The sequence below is a fragment of the Emcibacter sp. SYSU 3D8 genome, assembly GCF_039655875.1.
In the GTDB taxonomy this organism is placed as follows: domain Bacteria; phylum Pseudomonadota; class Alphaproteobacteria; order SMXS01; family SMXS01; genus RI-34.
The window spans coordinates 321,995-339,695 of record NZ_JBBYXK010000002.1 but is presented as its reverse complement, the minus strand read 5'-3'; the positions used below and the strand labels follow the sequence as shown (position 1 = coordinate 339,695).

Here is a 17,701-nt window from a genome sequence, read left to right as displayed (position 1 = left end):
GCTTCCTCGCTGTCTCTTCGGCCGCGGCGCACCTCACCGGTTGCGCAGCTTCAGCCACCAGTCCTGCATGACCACGCCGTGGTCCTGCGAATAGCGCCGGGCCAATTCGCTGGCGCCCGGCGGCAGCGGTTGCGGATTGGTCGCCGGCAGGTCGGAGGCGCCGTCGACCGGGTCGAGCCATTCCAGCCGGTTGCTCTCGAGCAGCGCGCCGAAGTCGGGCGCTTCATGGTGATCGCTGGTCTGGTGGACCATGAAGGAATTGAAATCCTTGAACGACAGCAGGCAGTAATAGTGGCCCGGCGTCTGCGACCGAAAATATTCGTAGCGCAGCACGTCCTTTTCGAGCGTGTGGGTGTTTTTCCACAGCTCCCGGGCGACCTTCTCGAACTCGGCTTCCTTGCCGTCGAAAATCTTGATGTGGGCGAAGAATGTCGCCATGGCCTGTCTCCCCTGATCCCCTAGTTGCGCAGCGCTTTCCACCAGTCGGCCATGCGCACCGCATAGTCCTTGCTGTATTTCCGGACCAGGTCGCTGGCGCCCGGCGGGGCGTCCTGCGGCGCGGTCGGTGCAAGCGCGTTGGCGCCCTCGATGGCGTCGACCCATTCGATACGGATGTCCTGCACCACGTCGCCGAACTGGCCGCCGAATTCCTCGTGGGCATCACTGGACTGGTGCACCAGGAAAGCCTGAAAGTCCTTGAACGACAGCAGGCCGTAGTACCAGCCTTCCTTTTCGCCGCGGAAGAACTCGTAGCGGGTGGTGTCCGGCTCGTTCGCATGCGTGCTGCGCCACAGCGCGCCCTGCAATTCCTCGAACCGGGCTTCCTTGCCCGGCCTGATCTGGATGTGCGCCAGAATCGTCGCCATGCCTGCCGTCCCCGTTTTTTCTGGGGCTCCCCAGGGCGCTTCCCGTCGCCCCATGAAACCTTCATGCGTGATTGTTGTGGCGAGTGTGGGGCTGCGCGCACCGCCAAGTCAAGCGTTAACGGGTGTGCTTGCGGGCTGCCGGCGAGGGCGCCGCACTGCCGGAAACAAATAGGCCCGATTGTCGATTTGTTGCTTTGCCGCCACACGGTTCAGGTTTGTCGTTTTCAAAAGTCACGCGTGAACGGTTTTGCGTGACGTGATTGATTTCACGCGACTATTGTCCGCCGCGTAGCAAGGCGACCCGGGTCAACCGGGCGCGACAACCACCAGAACCGAAGGGGGTTCCTTAATGAGTGCTTCATCAAGGCGCGCGCTGTGCGCGTCTATAGCATTGGCTATTGCGGGTGCATGGTCACCGGTTTTCGCCCAGAGCGACGCGCCTGCCGCGCTTCCGTCCGCCGCACCTGACCGTGCGTCTGTCGGCTCGCTGGAATCGGTGACCGTCTCGGGCACCAAGCGCGATGAGTTGGCGCAGGACGTGCCGATCGCCCTGTCGGCGATTTCCGCGTCGCAGTTGGCCAATACCTTCCGCACCGACATCCTGGCCGTATCCGACCTGTCGCCTGGCGTGCAGCTTGGCCAGGTGCCGGGCTTCCGCGCGGTCGCCGGCGGTATCCGCGGCACGGGCCAGAACGGCATTCTGACCACCCAGGACAGCTCGGTCGTGCTGTTGCTCGACGATTTCGCGCTGACCAGCGTCCAGTCGCAGTTCGTCGAGATGTTCGACGTCGATCGGGTCGAGATCTATCGCGGTCCGCAGGGCACCCTGTTCGGCAAGTCGGCCACCGGCGGCGCCATTTCCATCGTCACCAAGCGGCCGGAGATGAACGAATTCTCCGGTGCGATCGAGGGCCAGATCGGCAAGTTCGACAGCAAGGGCGGCGGCATGATCGGCAAGGGCAAGCTGGCCCTGAACATTCCGGTCGTCGACGACAAGCTGGCGTTCCGCTTTACCGCTCTCTACGACTACGATGACGGCTTTTTCCGCAACGACAAGGCCGCCAGTGCGTTTCCCGACAACATTCCGATCTATTCGCTCTATGGGTTGCCGACGGCCAATCCGCCGCTGCCGCCCGAGCTGAACACCGCCAAGAAGGGTGGCGGCGAGCGCCTCAACGGCACCGATACCTTCGCCTCGAAGTTCAAGGTGCTGTTCACGCCGACCGATCACTACGAAGCCTATTTCATCTTCGAGTTCCTGCGCGACCGGTCCGAGGCCGTGCCCGGCGTCAACGAAACGCCGGCACTGGGCCAGATCGATTCGGGCGTGACGCGTCTTTCCAACGGCACCTTCGTGCGCAACAATCCGTCGGTGTTCACGCTGGCGCGGCTGGGCTTCGACGGTATCCACACCACGGGCCAGACCGACGTCTACAGCACCGGCACAACGAACAACTGCCCCGGCGGCAGCGCGTTTTGCCAGACCAAGGGGCACCGGGTCAGTGTCGAGGCCTACAATCTGCAGCAGCAGCTGACCTATGACAGCTTCAACCTGAAGCTCATCACGGCCTATCGCCACACCACGGAAATCCTGCCGGACACCTATACGGGCGAAGCCTTCCTGTCGCTGTTCGACAGCTCGCGCAACACCACCCGCAACTCGGTCCAGGTCGAGCTGCGCGGATCGACCACCTTCGACGGTCCGTTCAACTTCGTATCCGGCCTGGTCTACACCTACGACAAGACCGACATGCTGGCCTACTCGACGGTCGGCCTCTCGAGCCTGCTGCCCCAGACCGACACGGCGCTGGGCAACCCGGCCAACGGCAACCCGTTCCTGGACGACCGCGGGTTCATCAATCTGAACCTCGACTACATCAACGACCCGACCATGACCGGCGCCCGCCAGAAGCGTAACACCTACGCGATCTACGCCGACGGCCATTACGACATCACCGACCGGCTCCGCTTCACCCTGGGCGGCCGCTACACGTTCGACGAGAAGACGTTCTTCCGCCGGGCCAATGCGGGCGGTCCGTGCACCGCCAATACGCCGGCGCGCGACCAGGTGACCGTGGGCGGCGTCTGTCTCGACAAGCGCTCGAACACCATCTCCCGCGTGGGCGGCGGCTTCACCATCGCCGATGCGGATCCGCACAATCTGCCGCTGCCGGACAGCGCCTTCGGCATCAACAACACCTTCCACGACAACTGGGACAAGCTCACCTGGCGTGCGGTGCTGGATTATCAGGCCTGGGACGACGCCATGGTCTATGCCAGCTATTCGACCGGTTTCATCCCCGGCGGTTTCACCGAGACCTGCTCCAGCATCACCACCTGCGCGCCTTATGAGTCGGAAACCAACTGGAATGCCGAAACCGGCATCAAGGCGCGGTTCTTCGACCAGACCCTGCAGACCAACCTCTCGTTCTACTACACCCGCTACTCCAACCTGGTGCGCTCGCAGGTGGTGCCGTTCACCGATCCGTTCGGCCTGACCACCCAGGAAACCACCAACATTAACGCCGGCAAGTCGCGCAACCTGGGCGTCGAGCTGGAAGCCACCTGGGTGCCGACCAACGATCTGCGGTTCGACTTCACCGTGGGCTTCATGGACCACAAGTACCTGGAGTTCATGCTGGGCGGCCAGGATCTGTCGGACCTGTCGGTGCCGTTCTCGCCGCGCTGGAAAGTCAGCGCCGGCGTGACCTACGACATGCTGGTCGGCAATGCGGGCACGCTGACCTGGAACACCTCCGTCAACTACACGTCGGAATCCGAATCGTCGGTGTTCAACTCGCTGTACACCCAGTACAGCGACCGCACCCTGTGGGACGCCAGTGTCACCTGGCGCGACCTCAACGAACGGTACCGCGTGACCGCCTACGTCAAGAACATCCTCGACGAGCGGTATCGCACAGGCGCCAATTCGGTGGCCGGCCTGTGGAACTTCACCATGTGGGGCCGTCCGCGTGAATTCGGCGCTGAATTCGGCGTCAAGTTCTAAGCCGTTCGAAGGGTGCGGCGGCGACGCCGCGCCTTACGAATCCGACTGACACTTTAGGGCGGGCGCTTCGGCGTCCGCCCTTTTTTCGTGACCTAGAGAGACGAAAGAAAAGAACATTAGGGACTGTTTTAATGTGATGTTTCCGCAAATGAGGTGCGAGTTTGCATGGTTCCGGAAAACACAGGATACCCCTTGGGTCATCAGTGGTTTTAGGCTCGAAGATGTCTGGGGGTGTTGCATAAAGAGCACGAAAGGCGGAAAACAGAAAAAATACATTCATGTCTGATCTTTGTTGATGACGCCGCAGTGTCTGCTTTGTATCGTCCGCTTACTGGGGGGTAACCGGAGCAGAGAGTCCGGAAGCCGCCAGTGTCACAAAGCGTATCGGGGGGAGAATCCGAATGAAGCTTTCAATCAGACACACCATAAGCGTGTGCGCCTTGGCCGTGGCCATGGGCGCACCCTTGATTGCCGCGCCGGCCCTGGCGCAGAACCCTCCGCCCGGTCCTGCCGCGGCGGCGCCTGCCGGCGCGCCGATGGCCAAGCGCCTCGAGTCCGTCACCGTGTCGGGCACCAAGCGCGAAGAATCCGTCCAGGAAGTGCCGATCGCCATCACGGCGATCACGGAAACCGCCCTGGCGCAGACCTTCCGTAACGATATTCTCGCGGTATCGGACATGTCGGCCGGTGTGGCGCTTGGCCAGATGGCCGGCTTCCGCGCTGTCTCGGGCGGTATCCGCGGCACCGGCCAGAACGGCATCCTGGTGACCCAGGACAGTTCCGTCGCCATCCTGGTCGACGAGTTTGGCCTCAACAACGTGCAGGCCCAGTTCGTCGAACTGTTCGACGTGGAACGGGTCGAGGTCTACCGCGGTCCGCAGGGCACCCTGTTCGGCAAGAATGCCACCGGCGGCGCGATCTCGATCATCACCAAGCGTCCGGAGATGAACGAATTCACCGGCGACATCGAATTCCAGATCGGCATGTTCGACAGCAACAACGGCAAGATCGGCAAGGGCAAGGTCGCCGTGAACGTGCCGGTGGTCGAGGACAAGCTGGCGATCCGCATGACCGCCATCTACGACTACGACGACGGCTATTACAGCAACACCAAGGACGCCAGCGGCTGGCCGAACAACGTGCCGTTCTATGGCCTGTTCGGTTTGTCGCCGTCGCAGCTCCCGCCGGAACTGTTCGCGCTGCCCGGCACCAGCGGCCGCGCGGCGGGTGGCCGTGCCAACGGCACCGAAGTGTTCGCCGGCAAGTTCAAGGTGCTGTTCACGCCGACCGACAATTACGAAGCCTACCTGATCGTGGAAATGCTGCGGGACAATTCGGAGTCCGTGGTCAGCGAGAACGATTCGCCGGCCATCGGCGCCATCGATCCGGATGGCGGCCCGCAATCCATGCTAATGCCGCTGCTGGGCTTCGATGGCCGTGATGTGAACCAGCCGGGCAAGTGGGTGTCGGCCATCGACAACCAGTGCCTCGACAACAACACCAAGGGGCTTTGCATCCCGTCGGGCCATGACGTCAAGGTGATGGGCTACAACCTGCAGCAGACCCTGAAGCTCGAGGACGTCGACTTCAAGCTGATCACCGCCTATCGCGAGCAGAAGGAAATCCTGCCCAGCACCTATCCGGGCGAGCCCTTCAACAGCCTGTTCGACGCCAGCCGCAACCTGGAGCGCGAGCAGATCCAGGTCGAGTTGCGCGCCGCCACCCATTTCGACGGTCCGTTCAACTTCGTCGCCGGCGCCACCTATCAGGAAGACAACGTCGACATGCGGGCGTTCTCGACCGTGGGCCTGTCCGGCCTGCTGCCGAAGACCGATGACTATTACGGCCGGCCGATCAACGGCAATCCGTTCCTGGACGACCGCGGCTTCATCAATCTCGACCTGTCCTATCTGACCGATCCCGCCACGGGCGGCGCCAGCCAGGACCGGACCACATACGCGGTCTATTTCGACGGCAGCTATGACGTCACCGATCGCCTGCGCTTCACCGCCGGCGTCCGCTGGACGCTCGACGAGAAGAGCTTCTTCCGCCGCGCCAATGCAGGCGGCCTGTGCAACCAGTACACGCCGTTCGAGCACATGTCGACGGACGTCAACGGCGCCTGCCGCGACATCCGCTCCAACGTCATCTCGCGTGGTGGTCTGGAGCCTGTCGACATCGACCCCCGGGTCCTCCCGCTTCCCGACGAGCAGTACGGCCTGGTCGTCAACACCAAGGACAATTGGGACCGGATCACCTGGCGCGCCGTGGTGGATTACAAGGTCACCGACGAAGCCATGGTCTATGCCAGCTACGCGACCGGCTTCATCTCGGGCGGCTACACCGAGACCTGCTCCAGCCCCACAACCTGCATTCCCTTCCAGCCCGAAAAGAACTGGAACGCGGAACTGGGCCTGAAGGCCCGCTGGCTGGACAACTCGCTGCAGACCAACATCTCGGTGTTCTACACCCAGTACAGCGACCTGATCCGCTCGCAGGTGGTGCCCTACACCGACGTGGCCGGCAACACCACCCAGGAAACCATCAACGTGAACGCCGGCAAGTCGCGCAACATCGGCGTCGAGGCTGAAATCAACTGGCAGCCCACCGACGCGTTGCACATCGACCTCTCGGCCGCCTACATGGACCACAAGTACAAGCAGTTCCTGCTCGACCGGAACGGCGACGGTCTGTACACCGGCTACACGCTGGCCAATGGCTGGTTCATCAACGAAGACCTGAGGCACCTGAAGGTGCCGTATTCGCCGAAGTGGAAGATCGGTGGCTCGATCACCTATGACATCGATCTCGCCGACAGTGGCCATCTGGCCCTGAACACGACGGGCAACTACCAGTCGACCGCCGAAACCTCGGTGTTCAACTCGCTCAACACCCAGATGGAGAGCCGGTTCCTGTGGGACTTCTCGGCCACCTGGGAAGATCGCGACTCCCGTTACCGCGTGACGGCGTTCGTGAAGAACATCCTGAACGAATACAAGCGGATCGGCGCCAACTCGGTGGCCGGCCTGTGGAACATGACCATCTATGGTCGCCCGCGGACCTATGGCCTGGAAGTGGCCTACCACTTCTAGACGCCGCATCCTTTGCTTTGCTACCGGCGGGCGCTTCGGCGCCCGCTTTCTTTTCCGCTCGTCGGCATCATACAATCACGCTTGATTTTTGAGGTGACGCCCGCCGCGATTTGAATTATCGTCAGATCGATTGGTAACCGCACAGGCTGATTTTTTTGGTGCGTGAGCCAATGGAAGTGGGGAAACTCAACAGACGTCCATAGGGCGTGGGGCAGCCGAAGGGCCCGGATTGCGCGTAAACTAGCCGGAAGACAGGGGCTAAAAAAGCATCTGAACTGGATACTTTTACGCGCTGCCGCTGCTGGGATTCTCCACGGAAAACGAAATCAAGGACCGGCACAAGCCGGAACGCTGTAACAAACATTTGGGGAGGTTCCATGAGGGACATCAGAACAAGGGCGAGCACTTACGCCATGGCCGTGGCCATGGGCGTAGGGATGCTTGCCGGACCGGCATTCGCGCAGGACAATGTCCCGCCGCCTGTCGCCAACGTTGGCGCGCCGATGGCGAAGGGCCTCGAGTCCGTCACCGTGTCGGGCACCAAGCGCGAAGAATCCGTCCAGGAAGTGCCGATCGCCATCACGGCGATCACGGAAACCGCCCTGGCGCAGACCTTCCGTAACGATATTCTCGCGGTATCGGACATGTCGGCCGGTGTGGCGCTTGGCCAGATGGCCGGCTTCCGCGCTGTCTCGGGCGGTATCCGCGGCACCGGCCAGAACGGCATCCTGGTGACCCAGGACAGTTCCGTCGCCATCCTGGTCGACGAGTTTGGCCTCAACAACGTGCAGGCCCAGTTCGTCGAACTGTTCGACGTGGAACGGGTCGAGGTCTACCGCGGTCCGCAGGGCACCCTGTTCGGCAAGAATGCCACCGGCGGCGCGATCTCGATCATCACCAAGCGTCCGGAGATGAACGAATTCACCGGCGACATCGAATTCCAGATCGGCATGTTCGACAGCAACAACGGCAAGATCGGCAAGGGCAAGGTCGCCGTGAACGTGCCGGTGGTCGAGGACAAGCTGGCGATCCGCATGACCGCCATCTACGACTACGACGACGGCTATTACAGCAACACCAAGGACGCCAGCGGCTGGCCGAACAACGTGCCGTTCTATGGCCTGTTCGGTTTGTCGCCGTCGCAGCTCCCGCCGGAACTGTTCGCGCTGCCCGGCACCAGCGGCCGCGCGGCGGGTGGCCGTGCCAACGGCACCGAAGTGTTCGCCGGCAAGTTCAAGGTGCTGTTCACGCCGACCGACAATTACGAAGCCTACCTGATCGTGGAAATGCTGCGGGACAATTCGGAGTCCGTGGTCAGCGAGAACGATTCGCCGGCCATCGGCGCCATCGATCCGGATGGCGGCCCGCAATCCATGCTAATGCCGCTGCTGGGCTTCGATGGCCGTGATGTGAACCAGCCGGGCAAGTGGGTGTCGGCCATCGACAACCAGTGCCTCGACAACAACACCAAGGGGCTTTGCATCCCGTCGGGCCATGACGTCAAGGTGATGGGCTACAACCTGCAGCAGACCCTGAAGCTCGAGGACGTCGACTTCAAGCTGATCACCGCCTATCGCGAGCAGAAGGAAATCCTGCCCAGCACCTATCCGGGCGAGCCCTTCAACAGCCTGTTCGACGCCAGCCGCAACCTGGAGCGCGAGCAGATCCAGGTCGAGTTGCGCGCCGCCACCCATTTCGACGGTCCGTTCAACTTCGTCGCCGGCGCCACCTATCAGGAAGACAACGTCGACATGCGGGCGTTCTCGACCGTGGGCCTGTCCGGCCTGCTGCCGAAGACCGATGACTATTACGGCCGGCCGATCAACGGCAATCCGTTCCTGGACGACCGCGGCTTCATCAATCTCGACCTGTCCTATCTGACCGATCCCGCCACGGGCGGCGCCAGCCAGGACCGGACCACATACGCGGTCTATTTCGACGGCAGCTATGACGTCACCGATCGCCTGCGCTTCACCGCCGGCGTCCGCTGGACGCTCGACGAGAAGAGCTTCTTCCGCCGCGCCAATGCAGGCGGCCTGTGCAACCAGTACACGCCGTTCGAGCACATGTCGACGGACGTCAACGGCGCCTGCCGCGACATCCGCTCCAACGTCATCTCGCGTGGTGGTCTGGAGCCTGTCGACATCGACCCCCGGGTCCTCCCGCTTCCCGACGAGCAGTACGGCCTGGTCGTCAACACCAAGGACAATTGGGACCGGATCACCTGGCGCGCCGTGGTGGATTACAAGGTCACCGACGAAGCCATGGTCTATGCCAGCTACGCGACCGGCTTCATCTCGGGCGGCTACACCGAGACCTGCTCCAGCCCCACAACCTGCATTCCCTTCCAGCCCGAAAAGAACTGGAACGCGGAACTGGGCCTGAAGGCCCGCTGGCTGGACAACTCGCTGCAGACCAACATCTCGGTGTTCTACACCCAGTACAGCGACCTGATCCGCTCGCAGGTGGTGCCCTACACCGACGTGGCCGGCAACACCACCCAGGAAACCATCAACGTGAACGCCGGCAAGTCGCGCAACATCGGCGTCGAGGCTGAAATCAACTGGCAGCCCACCGACGCGTTGCACATCGACCTCTCGGCCGCCTACATGGACCACAAGTACAAGCAGTTCCTGCTCGACCGGAACGGCGACGGTCTGTACACCGGCTACACGCTGGCCAATGGCTGGTTCATCAACGAAGACCTGAGGCACCTGAAGGTGCCGTATTCGCCGAAGTGGAAGATCGGTGGCTCGATCACCTATGACATCGATCTCGCCGACAGTGGCCATCTGGCCCTGAACACGACGGGCAACTACCAGTCGACCGCCGAAACCTCGGTGTTCAACTCGCTCAACACCCAGATGGAGAGCCGGTTCCTGTGGGACTTCTCGGCCACCTGGGAAGATCGCGACTCCCGTTACCGCGTGACGGCGTTCGTGAAGAACATCCTGAACGAATACAAGCGGATCGGCGCCAACTCGGTGGCCGGCCTGTGGAACATGACCATCTATGGTCGCCCGCGGACCTATGGCCTGGAAGTGGCCTACCACTTCTAGACGCCGCATTATTCTCGACCTGGACGGGCGCTTCGGCGCCCGTTCTTGTTTTTGGGGCCACGAGACCGGCAACGGCTCCAGCCACTTTTCCGCTCGGTCAAACTCGAGTAAAAGGGCGGGCCGTTCCGGCACCGTCCGCCAAACCGAAGGCCCCCCATGCAGGCACCCCCCACCGCCCGGCCGCCGGAGCCGTCATGGCCTAACCCGGCCTATGCCTGGTATGTGGTCATCATCCTGTTCATCGCCTCGATCGTGTCGTTCCTCGATCGGCAGATCATCGCCATCATGGTCAGCGACATCAAAGCCGATCTGGGTCTCAACGATTTCGAGATCGGCCTGCTGCAGGGTCCGCCCTTCGGCATCTTCTATGCGCTGATGTCGGTACCCATCGCGCTGGCTGCGGACCAGCTCAACCGGCGCAATATCATCGCCCTGGGCGTCACGTTCTGGAGCCTCGCCACCGCCGCCTGCGGCCTCGCCGGGAACTTTGTCCATCTGTTCGTCGCCCGCATCACCGTCGGCGTGGGCGAGGCGACGCTGGGCCCATCGGCCTATTCGATCATCAGCGACTACTTTCCCCGGCAGAAGCTGGCCATGGCCATGAGCGTCTTCACCATGGGCAATCTCACGGGTATCGGCCTGGCGCTGATGCTGGGCGCCACGCTGCTTGGCGCGATCAATACCGTCGGCATCACCGAAGTCTGGCTGCTGGGCGAAGTGCGGCCGTGGCAACTCGCCTTCATCTGCGTCGGCCTGCCCGGCTTGCTGCTGACCGTGCTGATCCTGACCATTCGCGAGCCGTTCCGCCGCGGCCGAATCCGCAGCGAGGAGGCGGTCGGCGGCGCTGCCCAGATGGGCGAGTTCTTCCGCCACCTGCGATCCCACGGCCGCACGTTCACCCATATTCTCGTCGCCTTCACCACCATGGTTCTGGTGGCCTACGCCAATTTCGGCTGGGTCGTGCAGCATCTGGTGCGCGAGTTCGGCACCACCCAGATTCATGCCGGGTACTGGTATGGCGTGGTGCTGCTGATCTGCGGCACCTCGGGGACATTCTTCGGGGGATGGTTCGCCGGATATCTGGCGCGCCGGGGTCATGCCGACGCCATGCTTCGCGCCAGCCTGATCTGCACTGCGCCGCTGGGACCGGTCGCCGCCCTGACTTTCCTGTGGTCGCCGACCCTGGACTGGGCGGTGTTCCTGCTCGGTCCGTGCCAGTTCATGGGCGCGGTCCCGGCGGGCCTGGCGGGCGCGTCCCTGCTGTCGATCACGCCCAACCAGATGCGCGCCAAGATCGGCGCGCTCTATGTGTTCCTGTCGAGTGTGGTGGGGATCAGCCTGGGCAGCACGATGGTGGGATTTCTCACCACCTACGTTTTCCGTAACGAGCAGATGCTGGGCGAGGCGCTGGCGCTGATCAACTGCATCGGCATCCCGTTCGGGGTGATCCTGCTGATCCTGGGCCTGAAGCACTACCGCGCCAGCCTGGCGCGGATCGAGGCGCAGACGGCGTCAGCCTGACAGCCAGGGGAGCGTTCCCCGGGGAATCGGGCAGTCCGGATGCCGGCTGCCGATGTCGCCGCCATAAGGGGCGCATGCGAGCCGCCCAGCGCACGAGTCTAGGCCCATGCGCCGGCGGCTACGTGCACCGGTATTACTTCTTGGTGGAGGTCTGCACTTCGGAAATGCTTTCCTGAACGCGGCGGCCGATGATGCCCCACGCCTCGGTCTGCGACTTGCCGGCCAGCTCGGCCAGTTCCTTCATGTTCGCGACCGACTTCTCGAAGCTGCCACGGGCCAGTTCGACGGGCTTGGCGAAGACTTCGGCACCCTTGCCGGCGCCGATGGTCTTGGCGGTTTCCTGGAATTCGCCGAACGCTTCGACAGCCATTTCCTGCTGACGCTTGGCGACGGCCTGCAGGCCTTCCAGCGCGATGCGGTTGGCTTCGGTCAGGGCGGCGATATTCGCCTGGCCGGCCTTCATCAGGCCATCGACGTTCATGCCCGGGACGGCGCCCGTGAACTGCGAAAAGCCCTTGGTCCAGTTCTCGAACACATCGGCGAACGGATTGGTCTGCGACATGGTGATCTCCTAACTCGGTAAGCTGCCAGTTATCGGTGTTGCGGGATTATCCCGTCCTTGTTGCACTGCAATATATCTGCCAGGGTTTATTTTGCAACCGCAAAAAGCAAGCGTGCTCGCACAAATCGTCGAGTTCGCCTTTGAACCACTTCGACCCAGATATGTTACTGATTGGTGACGAAGCCCTTTAACTAGGTATAGTGGTGCCCTTGGGAGAGACGCCCAGTGAATGGGCGCAACGGCGAGGAAACAATATGAATGCGGATGCGCATGTGACGCTGGGCGCACGGCACTACGACCCACCTCCTGCAATATGGTCCATGCTCGAGCCTGCCCGGGCCATGATGGAGATGGGCCTGCTGCCCTTCGCGGCGCCCTGCCTGGGGCAGGCGCCGCGCGGCGACGGCCATCCCGTCATGGTGATTCCCGGCTTCATGGGCACCGATACCTCGACGGCCGTGCTCCGCACCTATCTGCAGGCGCTGGGCTACGCGGTACATCCCTGGGCGCTGGGGCGCAATGTCGGCCCGCGCGGCGACATCGAGGAGCGCATGGTCGAGCGCGCCAATCACCTCGCCGCCCGTTATGAACGCAAGGTCAGCCTTGTCGGCTGGAGCCTGGGCGGCATCTTCGCCCGGCAGATCGCCCGCGATATTCCCGACGCTATCCGCCAGGTGATCACCATGGGCAGTCCGTTCGGCAGCGCCGGACAGGGTGGCACCAACAGGGAGATCGCCGAGCTGTATGAAGTGCTGTCCGGCGACATGATCGGCCATGCACCCGAGCACATCCGCGCCGTGCACCGTTCGCGTCCGCCGGTGCCGTGCACGGCGATTTTCTCGAAAACCGACGGCGTTGCCGCGTGGCAGGTCTGCTCCGAGGAGCCCGGTCCCGATACCGACAACATCCAGGTGGTCGGCAGCCACACCGGGCTCGGCTTCAATCCGCTGGTGCTCTACGCCGTCGCTGATCGGCTGGCGCTGCCCGAGGACGGCTGGCAGCAGTTCGACCGGGGCGGGTTCAGGGCACTGTTCTACGGGTAATCGGCGCGGGCCGACGTCCCGGCGCCAGGGACCGGCGAAGACGGTCGGTCTGACGCCGACGCGTCAAACGGCTGTTCCTCGCGGCCGGCTCTGATATGGTCCTACCCGAACACAACGGGAGGATGTCATGAGCAATCTGGTCAATCGGCAATGGACCCTGGCGAGCCGGCCGTCCGCCATGGTCAGCCCCGACAATTTCAAACTGGCCGAGGCGCCGGTGCCCGATCCGGGCGACGGCCAGATCCTGGTCAAGATCACCTATATTGCGTTCGAGCCGGCCATGCGCGGCTGGATGGCCGACAATCCGGGCTACATGGCCGCGATTCCGATCGGCGGCGTTATGCGGTCGATGGCGGCAGGCGAGGTGATCCAGTCCCGCCATCGCGACTTCCAGCCGGGCGACAAGGTCTCGGGCATGTTCGGCTGGCAGGAATATGCTGTGGTCGACGCCAAGGGCGCGTTGCTGCCGGTGCAGAAGCTCGCGCCGGGCGTGACCGAGGAAATGGCCTTGAGCGTGCTCGGCATTACCGGCCTGACCGCCTATTTCGGCATGCTTGATGTGGGCAAACCCCAGCCGGGCGATACGGTCGCCGTGTCGGGCGCGGCGGGCGCCACCGGCTCCATCGCCGGCCAGATCGCGAAAATCAAAGGGTGCAAGGTCATCGGCATCGCCGGAGGCCCCGACAAATGCACGTGGCTGACCGAGACTGCCGGCTTCGACGCGGCCATCGACTACAAGTCCGAGAACGTCCGCAAGCGCCTGCGCGAGCTGGCGCCCGACGGCATCAACGTGTTCTACGATAATGTGGGCGGCGAGATTCTCGAAGCCGCGCTGGACAATTTGGCGGTGGGCGCGCGCATCACCCTGTGCGGCGCCATCTCGGGCTACAACACCGGCTCGGTGCCGCAACCGCCGAAGAATTACATGGCGCTGATCCTGAAATCCTCCAGCATGGCGGGATTCCTGCTCGGCCAATATTCGAAGCGGTTCGGCGAGGCGTCGGCCGAGCTGGGCGCCTGGGTGCGTGACGGCAAGCTGAAATTCGCCGTCGACGTGCAGGACGGCTTCGAGAATGTGCCGTCCACGTTCCTGCGTCTGTTCCACGGCCAGAACCTGGGCAAGCAACTCAACCGTGTCGGTTGAGGCAGGCGCCGTGACCCAGAACCGCCAATGGCTGCTCGCCAGCCGTCCCGAGACTGCGATCTCGGAGGCCAATTTCGTGCAGGCCACGGCCGAGCTGGCCGAGCCGAAGCACGGACAGGTCGCCGTCCGCGTCACCCACATCGCCTACGAACCGGCCATGCGCGGCTGGGTGCGCGAAGTGCCGGGGCAGGGCTCCAACGTCAAACTGAACGGCGTCATGCGATCCCAGGGCGCGGGTGAGGTGATCGCCTCGCGTCATCCGGACTTCCAGCCCGGCGACCGGGTGACCGGCTTCTTCGGCTGGCAGCAATATGCCGTCGTCGACGTGGCGGGCGAGTTGCTGCCGGTGAAGAAGCTGCCCACCGGCGTGACCGAGGAGATGGCGCTGTCGGTCCTCGGCATCACCGGCCTGACCGCCTATTTCGGAATGCTGGACGTGGGCAGACCCCGGGCTGGCGACACGGTCGTGGTCTCGGGCGCCGCGGGCGCGACCGGCTCCATTGCCGGCCAGATCGCGCGCATCTCAGGCTGCCGGGTGATCGGCATCGCCGGCGGCGCGGATAAGTGCCGCTGGCTGACCGGGGACGCGGGCTTCGATGCGGCCGTCGACTACAAGACCGACGACGTCTCGGCCCAGCTCAAGCGCCTGTGCCCGACCGGCATCAACGTGTTCTACGACAATGTGGGCGGCGCAATCCTCGAGGCGGCGCTCGACAACATTGCCCTCGGCAGCCGCATCGTCATCTGCGGCGGCATCTCGGGCTACAACGTGGCCGACGGCGAATGGCCGGGGCCGCGCAACTACATGCGCATCGTCAACAACCCGTCGACCATGAGCGGATTCCTGCTCGGTCAGTTCAGCGCCCGCTTCGGCGAAGCCTGGACCCGGCTGGCCGACTGGACCCGGGACGGCCGGATTCGCTTCGCCGCTGATGTACAGGAAGGCTTCGACAACGTGCCCGCCACGCTGATGCGGCTGTTCAACGGCCAGAATTTGGGCAAGCAGCTGTGCCGCATCGGCTGAACCGGAGCGGCATGCCAGCCGTACAGGAGCCATGACCCAGACCGATTCAACCGTCGGTGTGCTGCTCATCAATCTGGGCACACCCGACGCGCCGACGCCGCAGGCCGTGCGGCGGTATCTGCGCGAGTTTCTCAGCGACCGGCGGGTGATCACCACCAACCCGCTGATCTGGCAGCCCATTCTCAACCTGTTCATCCTACCGTTCCGGCCGAGGAAAGCCGCCAAGGCCTACCAGCTGATCTGGCGCGACGATGCCGACGGCTCGCCGCTGCGCCACTTTACCCGCACCTTGACCGAGGCGGTCGCCGCCCGCGCCGGCCAGACGCGCAACGATGTCGTCGTCGACTGGGCCATGCGCTACGGCACGCCATCGGTGCGCGACAAGCTGGAAAGCCTGCGAGCCCGGGGATGCACGAGGATCCTGGCCATCGCGCTCTATCCGCAATACAGCGGCACCACGACGGCATCGGCCTATGACGCCGTCACCGCCGGCCTTCGCGCCCTGGACTGGCAGCCAGAATTGCGCACCGCCGCGGCGTTCCCGGAAGACCGAACCTATATCGAGGGGCTGGCCCGGTCCATCGAGGACCATGTCGCCGCGTTGTCCTCGCCGCCGGATGTCATCATCGCCTCCTATCACGGCCTGCCGCAAAAATATGTCGACGAGGGCGATCCCTATTACGATCAGTGCCTGCTGACGACGCAGCGCCTGCGCGAGCGCCTGGGCTGGGGTGAGGACCGGCTGCGCATGACCTTCCAGTCCCGCTTCGGCGCCATGGAATGGCTCCGACCCTATACCGACTTGGTGCTGGCCGCGCTCCCCGGTGAAGGTGTGAAGAAGGTGGCGGTGATCGCGCCCGCCTTCCTCGCCGATTGCCTGGAAACACTGGAGGAAATGGCCGAACGCGGCCGCGAGACCTTTCTGGAAGCAGGCGGCGAGCAGTTCAGCTATATCCCCTGCCTCAACGATACGCCGCCCGCCGTCGCGCTGCTCGACGGGCTGATCGGCCGCGAGATCGCCGGCTGGGCCGGCCGCTGAACGGACCCTGAGCATGGCCGAAGCCGAATTTTTCCTGGTTGGAACGTCCCGCACGTATTTGCAATGATGCCGGAAATGGTCCCCTGATCCTTCGGGAAGCAGCGGGCCCTGTTGCCCTGCAATCAGGGGCTTTGCCGGTAGGCCGGGATGGAAAACGCGCTCATCGCATTGGTGACTGCCGGGGTCGCGGGACTCCTGCTGATGCCCCGGCTGGCCCGTTCGCGGATGTGGCGGGCGACGATAACGCCGCTTGCATCGATCATTGGCAGCGGCTTTCTGGTGCTGGGGCCGATCCTCAACGTCTCCTATGGTTATCTGGCGCCGCTGGTCATGGCGCTGCTTTGCCTCGTCGCCTATCTCTTCGGCTCGGCAATCCGGTTCAACATCAGCCGGCTCGACGCCGAGGGGGCCGCGCGCCCCAGAACCGAGACCGAGATCGAAGACGCGGCGTCATGGGTGCTCGCGGTCGCCTATTTTATTTCGGTTGCCTATTACCTCAACCTGTTCGGCTCGTTCGGCGTCAGCCTCACGCCGTTCGACGACACCCGCTATGCCCGGCTGCTGACCAGCGCCATGCTGCTGTTGATCCTGGCCGTGGGATGGTTGCGCGGATTCTCGGCGCTGGAGCGCCTTGAGCAGGTGTCGGTCGGCATCAAGCTGGCGATTATCGCCGGATTATTGGTTGGCCTCTGCTGGTATTTCCATGACCGCGCCACCGGCGCAAGCCTGGTCTTCGCGCCGCCAACACTGACGCCTGTCGCCAGCGTCACCCTCGCCTTCGGCCTGCTGATCACCGTGCAGGGTTTCGAAACGTCGCGCTATCTGCGGGATCACTACGACGCAGCCACGCGCATCCGTTCCATGAAGCTGGCCCAGTGGCTGTCGGCCGCGATCTACATGGCCTACATCCTGCTGATCGCCTTCGTCTTCCGCGCCAATGGCGTGGCGCTGACGGAAACCGCCATCATCGACATGATGCGGGTGGTGGCGCCGGTCCTGCCGGCCATGCTGGTCGTCGCCGCGCTCGCCGCCCAGCTCAGCGCGGCGGTGGCGGACACCAACGGCTCCGGCGGCCTGGTCGAGGAACTCAGCCGCGGACGCATCCCGGCGCGCGGGGCCTACAGCTTGCTGGTGGCGGTGGGCCTGCTGCTGACCTGGACTGCCAATGTGTTCGAGATCATCAGCTATGCCTCGCGGGCCTTCGCGCTCTACTACGCCCTGCAGAGCCTGATCGCCGCGCTGGCGGCACGGCGCACCGGCCGGCACGGCCGCGCCGGCCTCTATCTGGGGCTGGCGTTCCTGGGCCTGATGGCCGTGCTGTTCGGAACGCCAGCCGAATAGGGT

12 protein-coding genes are annotated in these 17,701 nt (G+C 63.7%); 9 read left to right on the top strand and 3 right to left on the bottom strand.

Annotated elements, in window-relative coordinates:
• Positions 1 to 33: 33 nt before the first annotated feature.
• Positions 34 to 438: an antibiotic biosynthesis monooxygenase gene (locus WJU21_RS07505; protein ID WP_346322784.1), complete on the bottom strand. Its 405-nt coding sequence runs from the start codon at positions 436 to 438 to the stop codon at positions 34 to 36.
• 20 nt (positions 439 to 458) lie between these two features.
• Positions 459 to 866 (bottom strand): antibiotic biosynthesis monooxygenase, encoded by a 408-nt coding sequence (locus tag WJU21_RS07500; RefSeq protein ID WP_346322783.1) that lies wholly within the window; start codon positions 864 to 866, stop codon positions 459 to 461.
• Positions 867 to 1,215: 349 nt separating this feature from the next.
• Here WJU21_RS07500 and WJU21_RS07495 point away from each other — a divergent pair, with 349 nt between their 5' ends.
• From WJU21_RS07495 to WJU21_RS07480, 4 genes are all read left to right on the top strand, one after another.
• A complete protein-coding gene (locus tag WJU21_RS07495) occupies positions 1,216 to 3,873 on the top strand; it encodes a TonB-dependent receptor (RefSeq protein ID WP_346322782.1) in 2,658 nt (885 codons plus the stop codon).
• A 401-nt stretch (positions 3,874 to 4,274) separates the two neighbouring features.
• The gene (locus WJU21_RS07490; protein ID WP_346322781.1) at positions 4,275 to 6,965 is read left to right on the top strand and encodes a TonB-dependent receptor; all 2,691 of its coding nucleotides are present in this window, start codon (positions 4,275 to 4,277) and stop codon (positions 6,963 to 6,965) included.
• A gap of 377 nt (positions 6,966 to 7,342) precedes the next feature.
• Positions 7,343 to 10,024, top strand: coding sequence for a TonB-dependent receptor (locus WJU21_RS07485; RefSeq protein WP_346322780.1), 2,682 nt, complete (start codon positions 7,343 to 7,345; stop codon positions 10,022 to 10,024).
• Positions 10,025 to 10,180: 156 nt separating this feature from the next.
• Positions 10,181 to 11,545: an MFS transporter gene (locus WJU21_RS07480; RefSeq protein WP_346322779.1), complete on the top strand. Its 1,365-nt coding sequence runs from the start codon at positions 10,181 to 10,183 to the stop codon at positions 11,543 to 11,545.
• A 133-nt stretch (positions 11,546 to 11,678) separates the two neighbouring features.
• Here the strand turns inward: WJU21_RS07480 and WJU21_RS07475 are convergent, their stop codons facing one another.
• The gene (locus WJU21_RS07475; protein ID WP_346322778.1) at positions 11,679 to 12,107 is read right to left on the bottom strand and encodes a phasin family protein; all 429 of its coding nucleotides are present in this window, start codon (positions 12,105 to 12,107) and stop codon (positions 11,679 to 11,681) included.
• A gap of 254 nt (positions 12,108 to 12,361) precedes the next feature.
• Here WJU21_RS07475 and WJU21_RS07470 point away from each other — a divergent pair, with 254 nt between their 5' ends.
• The 5 genes from WJU21_RS07470 (at position 12,362) to WJU21_RS07450 (ending at position 17,698) form a co-directional block, all read left to right on the top strand.
• Entirely contained in the window at positions 12,362 to 13,150 is a 789-nt protein-coding gene (locus WJU21_RS07470) for an alpha/beta hydrolase (protein ID WP_346322777.1), read from the top strand.
• A gap of 127 nt (positions 13,151 to 13,277) precedes the next feature.
• Positions 13,278 to 14,294 (top strand): NADP-dependent oxidoreductase, encoded by a 1,017-nt coding sequence (locus WJU21_RS07465; protein WP_346322776.1) that lies wholly within the window; start codon positions 13,278 to 13,280, stop codon positions 14,292 to 14,294.
• Complete coding sequence (locus tag WJU21_RS07460) at positions 14,284 to 15,318, top strand: NADP-dependent oxidoreductase (RefSeq protein ID WP_346322775.1); 1,035 nt, start codon at positions 14,284 to 14,286, stop codon at positions 15,316 to 15,318. The genes WJU21_RS07465 and WJU21_RS07460 overlap by 11 nt, the downstream gene beginning before the upstream one ends.
• Before the next feature lie 31 nt (positions 15,319 to 15,349).
• Positions 15,350 to 16,357 (top strand): ferrochelatase, encoded by a 1,008-nt coding sequence (hemH, locus tag WJU21_RS07455; RefSeq protein WP_346322774.1) that lies wholly within the window; start codon positions 15,350 to 15,352, stop codon positions 16,355 to 16,357.
• 147 nt (positions 16,358 to 16,504) lie between these two features.
• Positions 16,505 to 17,698 (top strand): hypothetical protein, encoded by a 1,194-nt coding sequence (locus WJU21_RS07450; RefSeq protein WP_346322773.1) that lies wholly within the window; start codon positions 16,505 to 16,507, stop codon positions 17,696 to 17,698.
• Positions 17,699 to 17,701: the final 3 nt, after the last annotated feature.

Bases quoted from the DNA above. Each gene is read 5' to 3' on its own strand.
- WJU21_RS07475 (WP_346322778.1), bottom strand. From the start codon at position 12,107: ATGTCGCAGACCAATCCGTTCGCCGATGTGTTCGAGAACTGGACCAAG.
- hemH (WP_346322774.1), top strand. From the start codon at position 15,350: ATGACCCAGACCGATTCAACCGTCGGTGTGCTGCTCATCAATCTGGGC.
- WJU21_RS07470 (WP_346322777.1), top strand. From the start codon at position 12,362: ATGAATGCGGATGCGCATGTGACGCTGGGCGCACGGCACTACGACCCA.
- WJU21_RS07465 (WP_346322776.1), top strand. From the start codon at position 13,278: ATGAGCAATCTGGTCAATCGGCAATGGACCCTGGCGAGCCGGCCGTCC.
- WJU21_RS07500 (WP_346322783.1), bottom strand. From the start codon at position 866: ATGGCGACGATTCTGGCGCACATCCAGATCAGGCCGGGCAAGGAAGCC.
- WJU21_RS07495 (WP_346322782.1), top strand. From the start codon at position 1,216: ATGAGTGCTTCATCAAGGCGCGCGCTGTGCGCGTCTATAGCATTGGCT.
- WJU21_RS07505 (WP_346322784.1), bottom strand. From the start codon at position 438: ATGGCGACATTCTTCGCCCACATCAAGATTTTCGACGGCAAGGAAGCC.
- WJU21_RS07490 (WP_346322781.1), top strand. From the start codon at position 4,275: ATGAAGCTTTCAATCAGACACACCATAAGCGTGTGCGCCTTGGCCGTG.
- WJU21_RS07485 (WP_346322780.1), top strand. From the start codon at position 7,343: ATGAGGGACATCAGAACAAGGGCGAGCACTTACGCCATGGCCGTGGCC.
- WJU21_RS07480 (WP_346322779.1), top strand. From the start codon at position 10,181: ATGCAGGCACCCCCCACCGCCCGGCCGCCGGAGCCGTCATGGCCTAAC.
- WJU21_RS07450 (WP_346322773.1), top strand. From the start codon at position 16,505: ATGGAAAACGCGCTCATCGCATTGGTGACTGCCGGGGTCGCGGGACTC.